We start from the raw sequence: 11,997 nt of genomic DNA on the forward strand, positions 1-11,997 counted from the left end.
TAAGCGGCTTGTTATCGGCCTGCTTATTGCCGGGCAACGGTGCGCCCGCGCGGGTTGACGATGATCGCGGCCATGAGTGCTTCGATCGCTACCTGTGGACTCACATTACCGGCGATTCGTTCGCGCGCGGTCGCGATGTGGTCGATCGCGGCTACCGAATGGCCTGGATTGGTCGCGGTCGCGTACTGGGTCAATTGCGGTGTCAGGTGAGCGTTGACGAGCTCTTGATCTGTTCCGAGCTGGATCGTCAAAACGTCGCGGAAGAACGTTGTCAGGTCGATCAGTGCGCGGTCTATCGAGTCCGTGGTTCCTCGCCGGCCGCGGCGTTTAGCGGCGTCGGAAAGGCGTTTGAACTCTGACCGCAACTGCCGCGGGATCGATTCTTCGGGGGAGAGGCCGAACGTCTCGCGCAGCGCCGCCTCATCTGACTGGGTTCGCTCTTCAACCGAGGCCGTCGCTTCCGCCGTTGCGATCTCAACGAAATGAGCCGCCGCAGCCATCGCGTTAGCGATGTTCGTAGCCCGGAACGGCGTATTCACAATGTCTTCGCGCCGCTGCCGGGCACCCTCATCGCGCGCAAGCCGCCGAGCGACACCGATGTGCCCCTGCGATACCCGGGCCGCGAATTCAGCTTGCTCCGGCGTCAGCCCGTCCCTGCGCACCAAAAGTTCCGCAACATCGGCGTTATCTGGGATGCGCAACGTGACGTTGCGGCAACGGGAACGGATAGTGATCAAAACATCCGCAGGCGATGGCGCGCACAGGATCCACACGGTGTGTGGGGGCGGTTCTTCGATCGCTTTCAGCAAGACGTTGGTTGTGCGTTCCGTCATGCGGTCGGCGTCTTCGACGATGATGATGCGCCACCGGCCGGTCGCGGGTCGGTCATGCGCGGTATTGATGAGGTGTCGGACGTCCTCAATCGAGTAGGTCACGTTTTCTGTGGTGACCATGCTGACGTCGGGGTGGGTTCCTGCGAGCACGGTGCGGCAAGCCTGGCATTCACCGCATCCCTTCGAGGCAGGGTCCGGTTGTTCGCATTCAAGTGCCGCGGCGAAAGCCCTCGCAGCGTTGGTGCGGCCGGAACCAGGCGGTCCGGTCATGAGCCACGCGTGGGTCATTGCACCGCCGGTTGCCGCTCGTTGTAGTTGTTCAATAACGCGCTCTTGCCCCGGGAGGTCTTTCCACACGCTCATGCGTTCTCCCCAGCGCTACGGGGCACCCCATCGAGATGCGGGGAGACCGCCGCATAGATTTGCTGCGCAATGTCCTCGATGCTGGCCCGCGCATCGATCACAAGGTAACGCTGCGGATCCAGGGCCGCGATGCGCTCAAACTCCTCCATGAGAGTCCCGTGGAACTCATCAGATTCAGCTTCGATGCGGTCACTGGTTCCCCGCTCACCTTGCCGCGCGCGGGAATCCGCTACCGGCATCGTGAGCACAAGCGTGAGGTCAGGTTTCAGCCCGCGGACAGCGGGCGCGTTGATCGCGGAAACCGTTTCGAGTCCGAGTCCTCGGCCGGCACCTTGATATGCGAGAGAGGAGTCGAGGAAGCGGTCAGAGATCACGACCGCCCCGTCGCGTAGCCACGGCAGGATCTTGTCGTTGACGTGAGCTGAACGCGCCGCCGCGTAGATCAGCGCTTCAGTGATGGGGTCCATTGGCGCGTACGTTGGGTCAAGCACGATGCCGCGCAGGGCTTCGGAGACGGGTGTTCCTCCTGGCTCGCGGGTCGTCTCAACGCGGAGGCCGGCTGAACGCAAACTTTCGGCGAGGAGTTGGACTTGGGTCGACTTGCCGGTGCCGTCGCCTCCCTCGAACACGATGAATACACCGGAGAGGTTCCGGGGTTGCTGCGTTGAATCTCCCTGCATGCCTTTAACCCTACCGTTGTAGAGGGGACCCTACCGGTGTCCAGGTGATCAGAGGTCAGCAAATTGAGGTAGCTCGAGACTAAAGGTTGGTAACACGGCCCTGTAGCCTCCGGCGGGGCGGGCAAGACCACATAGAATGGTGCACATGACTTGGGCTCTCATGACCGAATTCGTGATTTCCGTTGTGATCGACGGAATCATCTTCGTTCTCGCGCTGATCGCACTCCTGGACTGCCTCGGGCATCCGGCGGATCGTTTCCGTGTCTTCAGCAGGATGTCTAAAGGAGCATGGGCGGGAGTCCTTGCGGCAGCCGCGCTCCTAACAGGTCTTTCATGCATCAGCGGAGTGAGCGCCCTCATGGGCACAGCCTTCGCGACAGGCATCCTGGGTGCAGGCGGGTTCGGAATGATCCTGATCTTGGCTTCCGCGGTCTTCACCGGCGTGTACCTAGCAGGTGTTCGCCCTAACGTGTCCGGCAAGAACGGGTACGGATCGTATTAAGCCGTAGCGCCCATCGTCATCTAAACCCATCGTTATCTAAACCCATCGTCATCTAAACACCTCGTCAGTTAGGCACCTCGCTCCCGCGAGGATGAAAGGCGGATCATGACTTATAAGCTGATTTTGCTTCGGCACGGTCAGAGCGAGTGGAACGAGAAGAACTTGTTCACTGGCTGGTATGACGTGACGTTGACTGAGAAGGGGCGTGCGGAAGCTAAGCGTGGCGGTGAGCTGCTCAAGGAGACCGGCAACCTGCCTGACATTCTTCACACGTCGCTTCTGACCCGCGCCATCGTGACGTCCAACATCGCTTTGGAAGCCGCGGATCACGTGTGGATCCCGGTCAAGCGTTCATGGCGTCTCAACGAGCGCCACTACGGTGCGTTGCAGGGCAAGAACAAGGCTGAGGTCCTGGAGCAGTTCGGTGAGGAACAGTTCATGACCTGGCGCCGCTCTTACGACACTCCGCCGCCGGAGCTCGATGACGATTCTCCGTTCTCGCAGGCGAATGATCCACGTTACGCCGACCTCGTTTCGATGCCTCGCACCGAGTGCCTCGAGCAGGTTCTCGAGCGCCTGCTGCCGTACTGGACTGAGCAGATCGTTCCGGACCTGAAGGCAGAAAAGACTGTTTTGGTGACCGCGCACGGTAACTCGTTGCGTGCGTTGGTCAAGCACTTGGATGGCATCTCGGATGAGGACATCGCCAAGCTCAACATCCCAACGGGTATCCCGCTGGTGTACGAGCTCGATGAGAACCTCAAACCGGTCAACCCAGGTGGCACGTACCTGGATCCCGATGCGGCAGCCGCTGAGATCGCGAACGTTGCGAACCAGGGTAAGAAGTAAGACCAACCGTCAATAGATTTGGGCCCGGTACCTGTTGCAGGTACCGGGCCCAAATCTATGCCGCGAACGGTTGCTGCGGTGTAAGTTGTCGTGGTGTGCCGCTTAGTTGAATGGCAGGTCGACGGACTCTGGCTCCCATTCGCCGGTCACGAGGTAGGTGACCTTGCGGGTTACGGAAACGCCGTGGTCGCCGAAGCGCTCGAGGTAGCGGGAGGTCAGGGTTACGTCCGCGGTGGTTTCGGCGCTTGCATCCCATTCAGGGGAAGCAACTGCGCGGAACACGGAGGAGTGCAGCTCGTCGATCTTGCGGTTCTTCTCGATGATCTGTCGTGCGAGGCTCAGGTCACGGGTGTCGAGCAGGTCGCCGAGCATGTGTGCCAGTTCGATGTCGAGCTTAGCCATGTCGGCGAAGGTCGGGACGATGCTTTCTGGAGCTACCGCGTTAGGGAAGCGGAGGCGGGCCAGCTGGGCGATGTGGCGAGCGAGATCGCCCATGCGCTCGAGGGATGCAGACATGCGCAGGGATCCGACGATCATGCGGAGGTCGGATGCGACTGGGCCCTGGAGTGCGAGGACGTCGATGGCGCGCTCGTCCAGTTCGTTCTGCATGAAGTCGATGCGAGCGTCGCCTGCGATGACTTCCTGCGCTAGTTCGGTGTCTTGGGTGGTGAATGCCTCCCACGCCTGTTCCATTGCGGTTGCAACGCGGTGGGACATGGTGATGAGGCCTTCGCCGATGGACGTCAGCTCTGCTTGGAAGACTTTGCGCACGGTTGCGGGTGTTCCTCTCGATTGTCAGACATATGCCGGAGCAGTGTGGCTGACACTGGGCACATGTGGGGGACTATGAACTATCTTCGCCCTACTAAGTATCGGGGCGGTAGGCGTTACATGAACATCAGGTGAACAGGTTGTTGGGAAGTCTATTCTCTGGTTGTTGTCTAGTTTTCCAGGGTTAGGCTCTTAGTGTGGACAATACGCAACTCATTGCCGTGATTGCAGGCCTCGTCGGCCTGCTCATTGGTGTGGGTGGAGTCCTTGCTTACAACGCATCGCAGCGTGGCAGGGTTCTCCAGCTCGCTGACGACACCCCAGACTTGCCGGATGGAGCGGCTGAAGTCTTAGGGGTTATTGGTCGTGCCTACGTTTTGGTCGATGAGGTCGACGGTGTGGTGCGGGCGAATCCGTCGGCGTACGCGTATGGCTTGGTGCGTGGCCACACGTTGGTGCATGAGGACATCGTGAAGATGATCGCGAAGGTCCGCCGCGATGGCGTGGTTCGTGAAGGCGAGTTTGAGCTTCCGCGTGGCCCTGTGGGGCAGGGGTTCATCGTGGTGCATGTTCGCATGGCACCGCTCGGTGGTGAACACATTTTGATCCTCGCGGATGACCGCACGGAAATCACGCGTACCGCTACGATGCGCCGTGACTTTGTCGCGAACGTGTCTCACGAGTTGAAGACTCCGGTGGGCGCGGTCGGTCTGCTGGCTGAAGCCATCGAGAGCGCGGCTGACGACGAGGTTGCTGTCCGCCACTTCACCAAGCGTCTGGCGAAGGAATCGCAGCGTCTCGCGGCTTTGGTTCAGGACATCATCGAGCTTTCGCGTTTGCAGTCTGCTGACGTTGTGCAGGCTGGTGAAGAAGTCGATATGTCCAAGCTCGTGAGCGAGGCCGTGGATCGTACCGCTTTGATCGCGGGTGAGAAGAACATCGATATCAAGATCGGTGGCGTCAAGAACGCGATTGTTTACGGTGAGTCGGACTTGTTGATGACCGCGGTGCGGAACTTGATCGATAATGCGATCAGGTATTCCCCTGAAGGGACAACCGTCGGTGTCGGTATCACTGATCGCAACGGTTTGGTGTCGGTTACGGTGACTGACCAGGGGCCGGGTATTCCGGCTGATGAGCAGGAACGCGTGTTTGAGCGTTTCTACAGGCTTGATTCGGCTCGTGCCCGCTCGACTGGTGGTAGCGGGTTGGGTCTGAGTATCGTGCGGCATGTCATGGAGAGCCATGGTGGCGAGGTGACCTTGTGGTCGCAGCCAGGCCAGGGCTCGACGTTCACGTTGCGCTTGCCGCGTCTAGAAAGTGAGGAAGCCCAAAGTGTTTCCTCGTCAGGTTCTAGCCTCGAGGAAACCTCGAGCGTTGAGGGAAAGTGAGTACAGCACGGTGACACGCATTCTGATTGTGGAGGATGAGGAGTCGCTCTCCGATCCGCTCCATTTTCTTTTGGAACGCGAGGGATTTGATGCCGCGGTCGCTGCTGACGGGGAAACCGCTGTTCAGGAGTTTGACCTGCATGGTGCCGACCTTGTCCTGTTGGACCTGATGCTTCCGGGGCTCCCGGGAACTGAGGTGTGCCGTCAGTTGAGACAGCGTTCTAACGTCCCGATCATCATGTTGACGGCTAAAGACTCCGAGATCGATAAGGTCGTGGGTCTCGAGCTGGGCGCTGATGACTATGTGACTAAGCCGTACTCTTCGCGTGAATTGCTGGCTCGTATTCGGGCTGTTTTGCGTCGTCAGGGTGAGGCTGAGGAATTGATTTCGACAACGGTGCAGGCTGGTCCTGTCCGGATGGATGTCGAGCGGCATGTGGTGACGGTGCGTGGTGAGCGCGTGCAGATGCCGCTTAAGGAGTTTGAACTCCTTGAGATGTTGCTGCGTAATGCGGGTCGTGTGATGACGCGCGGGCAGTTGATTGACCGTGTATGGGGCTCGGATTACGTGGGCGATACGAAGACGCTTGATGTGCATGTGAAGCGTCTGCGCGCCAAGATCGAGGAGGAACCGGGCTCGCCCGTTCACCTGGTGACGGTGCGCGGCTTGGGCTATAAGTTCGAGGCCTAAATTTGGAGGCCTCAGGGCAGAGCCTCTGAGCGCTTTGGACCTGTCTTAAACGGTGTGGGTCGGACACTCGCTTGAGTGTCCGGCCCACACCGTTTGTTGTGCCAAGCCCGAGTTGTTAGCTCGGGCCGGTCTACATGCTTAGTGACGTCACAGTCTTAGTGACGCTGCAGTCTTAGTGGCCGTGCTCTGCCTTTTCGGAAGGCTTGAGGTGGTCGCTGCGGGATGCGTCGTGGCCACCTGGGACGTAGTCGGCGTATTCAGGCAGGGTGCCGTCGACTACTGGAACCTTGGCGGTCGTGCTGTTGCCGCCGCTCTTGAAGGTCACGAGGACCTGCTGGCCTGGGTAGGTGCCCTTGTCGGCTTCCTTGTTGGTGTCGCCTGGGACCGTGAAGGTGCTGGCGTACTTGTCGTCTTCGAGGCGCAGCGGGGCGCCTGCCTCGACCGAGGTGTCAACGCTGCTGCTACCGAACTCGAGGGTCAGGTCGGCAGAGCCGTCGCCCTTGTTCAGGATGGTGCCGATGTAGCGGGCCTCCTGGTCAGCGCCGTTGGTGACGAGCATCAGGTTCTGGATGGAGACGTCGCCGACGTGGGCGGAGACGCCGTCTGATGGGTCGTACTGGTAGGTGGTTGCCTGGTCGTTGATCGCGGCGCAGCCGGTAGCGGTGAGCGCAAGCGCGGCAAGTGCGGCGCCCGAGGCGGCGCGACGGATGCGGGCCTTCACGGGAAGTTTCACGAAATTCGCTCCTCATCAATGAGTCATCTGCGCGGTTGTTTGCTCATTTAAGGGTGCAAGCAGACCACCGCCTCCTGCGATTCTATCGTGTTTGAGTGGTTCCCGCGGCTTTGGGTGTGTGTTGGTGACAAAGTACTCGAGTTTTCGGGCTCCTACGGGTGGTTGAAAGCGCGCTGTTCAGTCTGTATTTGAGAGCTGCCTCACGCTCATTTTGAGGTACTCATATTTGAGCCGTTATAGCTTGTTTCCCTTATGTTTACGGGGATCTCGGGCCTGATGGAGGGTCAGTCGTGTTATTCTAGATATCTAGAAAGGGGTTTATCCGCATGATTTTTGACGTCGGAGAGACGGTCGTTTACCCACATCACGGTGCTGCAACGATTGAAGAAATTAAGATGCGCACCATCCGGGGCGAGGAGAAGATGTACCTCAAGCTTCGGGTTGCACAGGGCGACTTGGTGATTGAGGTCCCCGCTGAGAATGTGGATCTGGTTGGCGTCCGTGACGTTGTGGACCGTGACGAGCTTGAGCACGTTTTCGAGGTGTTGCAGGCTCAGGATGTGGAAGAACCTGCTAACTGGTCTCGCCGTTATAAGGCGAACTTGGAGAAGCTGGCTTCTGGCGACGTGAATAAGGTTGCTGAGGTTGTGCGTGACTTGTGGCGTCGTGAGAACGACCGCGGCCTTTCGGCTGGTGAGAAGCGCATGCTGGCTAAGGCTCGCACGATCCTGACCTCGGAGTTGGCTCTTGCTAAGAAGCTGACTGAGGAAGAGGCCGAGGTTGTTCTGGATGACGTGCTGTCCGGCAAGCGTAAGGCAAAGGCCTAAGTTTTCATACGGGGGTTGAATGTCGCGTCATGTGACTCATCTTCCGGCTGAGCGTACATCGGAGTCTGTGGCCATCGTGGTGGTGGCGGCGGGCTCCGGTACGCGTTTAAAGGCCGGTATGCCTAAGGCTTTGGCGGCGGTTGCTGGACGGAGCCTGGTTGAGCATTGTTTGGATGTTGTGGTTGACCCGCGGCTCGCGCGGCAGGTTGTTGTGGTCACTCCGCCGTCGGACGCCCGCGTCGCCGAGTTGGTAGCTGCGCACCCTGCGGTTGAGGGCGTTGAGCTTTCAACAGTTCCTGGTGGAGCCACGCGTCAGGAGTCGGTTGCCGCTGGCCTTGCTGAGGTGCACGATGCGCGCTTCATCCTGGTTCACGATGTCGCCCGAGCCTTCGCGCCAGCTTCACTCTTTGAACGCGTCGTTGACCGGCTACGCACAGGCGCGGATCTAGATGGTGTGGTTCCGGGCCTACCAGCGGTGGATACGTACAAGATTGTTGACGCGGACGGCATAGTGGTGAGCACTCCGGAGCGTTCGTCGTTGCGAGCGGTTCAGACTCCGCAGGGCTTTGTAGCGGAGACGTTGCGCCAGGTGCACCGTGAGTCGGTTGGTCGTGATGCCAGCGACGATGCGGGCTTGCTTGAACAGGCCGGCTTCAGGGTCGCTGTGGTCGATGGGGATGAGCGGGCGTTGAAAGTCACGCACCCGCGTGATGTTGCTATTGCTGAGGGCATTGTCGCGGCCGGGGTCGCAGGAGAGAGGGATGAGAACCGTGAGTGAGTCGCAGGAATTGGGCGCACCGTTCCCGGCAGGGTGCTTGCCGATGGTTGGTTTGGGTTTTGATGTTCATGCGTTTTCGGATGAGGATCCTTCCGCGCCTGACGCGTTGCCGCTGATGTTGGCTGGGCTTGAGTGGCCGGGTGAGCGTCGTTTGAGTGGCCATTCTGATGGCGATGCGGTTGCACACGCTGTGTGTGATGCGTTGTTTGCTGCGTCTGGTTTGGGTGATTTGGGAACCCAGTTTGGTACTGATCGTCCTGAGTTCGCGGGGGCGTCCGGTGTGACGTTGGTGCGTGAGGCCGCGAGGCTTGTCGCAGAGGCCGGTTTCACGGTCGGCAACGTGTCGGTTCAGTTCGTGGGGAACCGCCCGCGTTTCGCTAAGCGTCGCGAGGAAGCGAACCAGGTTTTGTCGGAAGCCTTGGGTGCTCCGGTAGCTGTTGCGGCGTCGACCTCGGATGGTTTGGGCTTTGAAGGCGCCGGTGAGGGCATTTCGGCTCGCGCTGTCGCGTGGGTGTATCCGACCCTGAACAGATAGGGTTAAGCTCGTGAGCTTGCGTTTTTATGACACCCGTACCCGTGCCGTCCACGATTTCGTCCCCGTAACTGAGGGGCACGTGGGGCTATATTACTGTGGCGCGACGGTTCAGGGTATGCCGCATGTGGGGCATGTGCGTTCGGCTATTGCGTTCGACATTTTGCGGCGCTGGCTCACGTACCGCGGTTTCAATGTCACGATGGTCCGTAACGTCACGGATATTGATGACAAGATTTTGGAGAAGTCGGCGCTCTCGTTCTCTGATCCGGATCAGTTGGGCCCGGATTATGTGGCTGATGAGCAGTGGTTCGCGTTGGCCTACCGTTTTGAGGCGGCGTTCCGTGAGGCGTATGCGACGCTGGGTGTTTTGCCTCCGACGTATGAACCGCGCGCTACCGGTCACATGACCGAGATGTTCGCGCTCATCCAGCGGCTGATCGATGCGGGGCACGCGTATGCGGCTGAGGATGGCTCGGGCGACGTGTACTTCGATGTCCGTTCGTACCCTGCTTACGGCGGTTTGACGCATCAGTCGGTTGATGACATGCAGGATGCCGGCGATGCCGATCCTCGCGGTAAGCGCGATCCTCGTGACTTCGCTGTGTGGAAGGGCCATAAGGATGGCGACCCATTGACGGCCTCGTGGGTTTCGCCGTGGGGTCGCGGCCGTCCGGGCTGGCACATCGAGTGCTCTGCGATGGCGGGCAAGTACCTGGGCGAGACGTTCGATATCCACGGCGGCGGCTTGGACCTGCGTTTCCCCCACCATGAGAACGAGATGGCTCAGTCGCAGGCTGCCGGCGATGGGTTCGCTCGTTTCTGGATGCACAACGGCATGGTCACGTTTGAGGGTCAGAAGATGTCGAAGTCGGTCGGCAACACCATCTCGCCGCGTGAGATGTTGGAGCAGGCTCCGGCGGATGTTGTCCGGTATTTCTTGGGTCAGGCTCATTACCGTTCGCAGTTGGATTATTCGCCGTCGTCTCTGGCGGAGGCTGGTGCCGCGCTGGATCGCGTGAAGGGTTTCATCGCTCGCGCCGCCGAGAAGTTTGGCGCCGACGCGTTGGCTGGCGGCGAGGTTTCTCCGGCTTTCGCTCAGGCCATGGATGATGACCTGAATGTTCCGCAGGCGCTTGCCGCGTTGCATGAGACGGTGCGTCGCGGCAACGCAGCGTTGGCTGCCGGTAGCGATGCGGATGCCGATGTGGCGTTGCAGGCCGCTCGTCAGGTGGCTGCGATGAAGGCGGTGCTGGGTCTTGATGATGCGGCTTCGTCTGGTGGCTCGGCTGAGGGGCCTGAATCGGTTGCTTTCACCCAGCTGGTGGAGGCTCGTTTGGATGAGCGTGCTGCCGCACGTGCCGCTAAGGATTTCGAGACTTCTGACCGCATCCGTGATGAGCTCGCGGCCGTGGGCATCACGGTCAAGGACGGCGCGGATGGCGCATCCTGGTTCTTTGGAAACTAAACTTGTCGTTAGCCCGGCTATCGGGCGTTGTAGCTAATAGTTGTGTCCGTTGAGGAGGGCATATGTCGGCGCCACGTAAGGCACCACGTAACCGTAAGGGGCCCTCTAAGGGCAGTGGCGGTAAGAACAAGCGTGCGTTGGAGGGCCGCGGTCCGACCCCTAAGGCGGAGGATCGCGTTTATCACAAGGCGCATCGTGCCAAGCTTTTGCGGGAGCGTTCGCAGAATAAGCAGGGGAACCGTCGACAGCAGACCGGTGGCCGACGTTTCTCGGAGGAGCACGTGAACGGTCGCAACGCGGTGCTTGAGGCATTGCAGGCTGATATCCCGGCGAAGGCCCTGTATGTTGCTACCCAGATTGATGTGGATGACCGCGTCCGGGAGGCCTTGAAGCTCGCGGCTCAACGTCGAATCCCGATTCTTGAGGCGACTAAGCCTGAGCTGGATCGTTTGACGGATGCTTCGGTTCACCAGGGCATTGCTATGCAGGTCCCGCCGTATGAATATCCGGATGCGGCAACGAGCCTTGCTGATGCGATGGAGAACTACCGCAACGGTACGGCCGGCGCTCCTTTGGTTGTTGCTTTGGATGGCATCACCGATCCACGCAACTTGGGCGCGATCATCCGTTCCGCATCGGCGTTCGGGGCTGGAACCATCGTGATTCCGGAGCGCCGCACTGTGGGTGTTACGGCGACTGCATGGAAGACTTCGGCGGGGGCTGCAGCTCGCGTGCCGGTTGCGCGAGCAACGAACCTCACCCAGGTTTTGCGTCAGGCCAAGCAGGATGGCTTCTATGTTTTGGGCTTGGATGGTGGCGGCGATGTGTCCCTGCCTGAGCTGGAACTAGCTAACGAACCGTTGATTGTTGTTGTCGGCAACGAGGGCAAGGGCTTGTCCCGCTTGGTTTCCGAGACATGCGATCAGATTGTGTCGATTCCTATCAGCGCATCGATGGAATCGCTGAACGCCTCGATGGCAGCGGGGATCACGCTGTACGAGATCGCAAATAAGCGACGAGCGTCACAGAATTAATTTTTCGCTCTAACGCCCCTGGGAACGTCTGTAAGGACGTGTTCCGGGGGCGTTTTTCCTTGTGATTCCGCGGGTGACAGGGCGCTGCCAAGCGAGTGGAGTGCTCTGTTTTGCTTTTTGGTGTGGGTGTGTGTAGAGTATTTTCCTGTTGCCCGCCAAGATGGAGTGCCGGTTACCGGCGTGTCTGGTGGACAATAACCTTTCAAACCTCTACTAGCGGCTTGCTGCTGTTCTGGTTTCGAGGGTTTCATATCTCGCATATCGCTGCTTTTCTGGTTGAGGCCTTTCGTGGGTTTCATGGTTGAGTTTCTGGGTGTTTACCTGGTTTTGTTCTTTTGGAAAGTTTGTGGTAGTGTGGGTATCCGCTCTTGAGTGAAGCGTCCTGTTTATTTTTCTTCTCTTGCACGTTGTGTGTGGGGGTTTGTGGGGCGTGGATTCTTGGGTGTCTGTTGTTTGAGAACTCAATAGTGTGCCAAGTTTGTTTGTTGATACCAAATATTTTTTTTGTTTGGTGGTTGCCTGCATGCCTTTGATCCCTGTCAGGG

General features: G+C 59.3%; 14 protein-coding genes. 9 read left to right on the forward strand and 5 right to left on the reverse strand.

Features of this window, described 5'->3' with window-relative positions; genetic code table 11:
- Nucleotides 1-23: 23 nt before the first annotated feature.
- Nucleotides 24-1,196 carry a DNA polymerase III subunit delta' gene (locus CAY35_RS06090; protein WP_109303770.1) on the reverse strand — a complete coding sequence of 391 codons (1,173 nt, stop codon included), beginning with the start codon at nucleotides 1,194-1,196 and terminating at the stop codon, nucleotides 24-26.
- The gene (tmk, locus tag CAY35_RS06095) at nucleotides 1,193-1,876 is read right to left on the reverse strand and encodes a dTMP kinase (RefSeq protein WP_109303771.1); all 684 of its coding nucleotides are present in this window, start codon (nucleotides 1,874-1,876) and stop codon (nucleotides 1,193-1,195) included. Before tmk ends, CAY35_RS06090 begins: the two co-directional genes overlap by 4 nt.
- A gap of 145 nt (nucleotides 1,877-2,021) precedes the next feature.
- On the opposite strand from tmk, the gene CAY35_RS06100 reads away from it, so the two are divergent.
- The gene (locus tag CAY35_RS06100; RefSeq protein ID WP_180754705.1) at nucleotides 2,022-2,378 is read left to right on the forward strand and encodes a DUF2516 family protein; all 357 of its coding nucleotides are present in this window, start codon (nucleotides 2,022-2,024) and stop codon (nucleotides 2,376-2,378) included.
- 105 nt (nucleotides 2,379-2,483) lie between these two features.
- Entirely contained in the window at nucleotides 2,484-3,227 is a 744-nt protein-coding gene (locus CAY35_RS06105) for a phosphoglyceromutase (RefSeq protein ID WP_101629927.1), read from the forward strand.
- A 102-nt stretch (nucleotides 3,228-3,329) separates the two neighbouring features.
- Here the strand turns inward: CAY35_RS06105 and phoU are convergent, their stop codons facing one another.
- Complete coding sequence (gene phoU, locus CAY35_RS06110; protein WP_101629928.1) at nucleotides 3,330-3,998, reverse strand: phosphate signaling complex protein PhoU; 669 nt, start codon at nucleotides 3,996-3,998, stop codon at nucleotides 3,330-3,332.
- A 197-nt stretch (nucleotides 3,999-4,195) separates the two neighbouring features.
- On the opposite strand from phoU, the gene CAY35_RS06115 reads away from it, so the two are divergent.
- Together CAY35_RS06115 and CAY35_RS06120 are read left to right on the forward strand one after the other, a co-directional pair.
- Nucleotides 4,196-5,389: a sensor histidine kinase gene (locus tag CAY35_RS06115; protein ID WP_181377511.1), complete on the forward strand. Its 1,194-nt coding sequence runs from the start codon at nucleotides 4,196-4,198 to the stop codon at nucleotides 5,387-5,389.
- Between the two features lie 10 nt (nucleotides 5,390-5,399).
- Nucleotides 5,400-6,080 carry a response regulator transcription factor gene (locus tag CAY35_RS06120; RefSeq protein WP_101629929.1) on the forward strand — a complete coding sequence of 227 codons (681 nt, stop codon included), beginning with the start codon at nucleotides 5,400-5,402 and terminating at the stop codon, nucleotides 6,078-6,080.
- Nucleotides 6,081-6,252: 172 nt separating this feature from the next.
- Here CAY35_RS06120 and CAY35_RS06125 read toward each other — a convergent pair whose 3' ends face one another.
- Entirely contained in the window at nucleotides 6,253-6,813 is a 561-nt protein-coding gene (locus CAY35_RS06125; protein ID WP_109303772.1) for a hypothetical protein, read from the reverse strand.
- Nucleotides 6,814-7,139: 326 nt separating this feature from the next.
- Here CAY35_RS06125 and CAY35_RS06130 point away from each other — a divergent pair, with 326 nt between their 5' ends.
- From CAY35_RS06130 to rlmB, 5 genes are all read left to right on the forward strand, one after another.
- On the forward strand, nucleotides 7,140-7,640 hold the full coding sequence (locus tag CAY35_RS06130; RefSeq protein ID WP_101629931.1) for a CarD family transcriptional regulator: 501 nt from the start codon (nucleotides 7,140-7,142) through the stop codon (nucleotides 7,638-7,640).
- Between the two features lie 31 nt (nucleotides 7,641-7,671).
- Nucleotides 7,672-8,418, forward strand: coding sequence for a 2-C-methyl-D-erythritol 4-phosphate cytidylyltransferase (ispD, locus tag CAY35_RS06135; protein WP_258265663.1), 747 nt, complete (start codon nucleotides 7,672-7,674; stop codon nucleotides 8,416-8,418).
- Between the two features lie 43 nt (nucleotides 8,419-8,461).
- Nucleotides 8,462-8,953 (forward strand): 2-C-methyl-D-erythritol 2,4-cyclodiphosphate synthase, encoded by a 492-nt coding sequence (gene ispF / locus CAY35_RS06140; RefSeq protein ID WP_258265666.1) that lies wholly within the window; start codon nucleotides 8,462-8,464, stop codon nucleotides 8,951-8,953.
- Nucleotides 8,954-8,963: 10 nt separating this feature from the next.
- Nucleotides 8,964-10,418: a cysteine--tRNA ligase gene (gene cysS, locus CAY35_RS06145; protein WP_109303775.1), complete on the forward strand. Its 1,455-nt coding sequence runs from the start codon at nucleotides 8,964-8,966 to the stop codon at nucleotides 10,416-10,418.
- A 62-nt stretch (nucleotides 10,419-10,480) separates the two neighbouring features.
- Entirely contained in the window at nucleotides 10,481-11,452 is a 972-nt protein-coding gene (gene rlmB, locus CAY35_RS06150; protein ID WP_109303776.1) for a 23S rRNA (guanosine(2251)-2'-O)-methyltransferase RlmB, read from the forward strand.
- A 213-nt stretch (nucleotides 11,453-11,665) separates the two neighbouring features.
- Here rlmB and CAY35_RS09710 read toward each other — a convergent pair.
- On the reverse strand, nucleotides 11,666-11,997 hold a 332-nt coding region (locus CAY35_RS09710; RefSeq protein ID WP_219930456.1), incomplete at its 5' end, for a hypothetical protein.

Origin of the sequence: Pseudoglutamicibacter cumminsii, assembly GCF_003143995.1 — a bacterium.
Lineage (GTDB): Bacteria > Actinomycetota > Actinomycetes > Actinomycetales > Micrococcaceae > Pseudoglutamicibacter > Pseudoglutamicibacter cumminsii_B.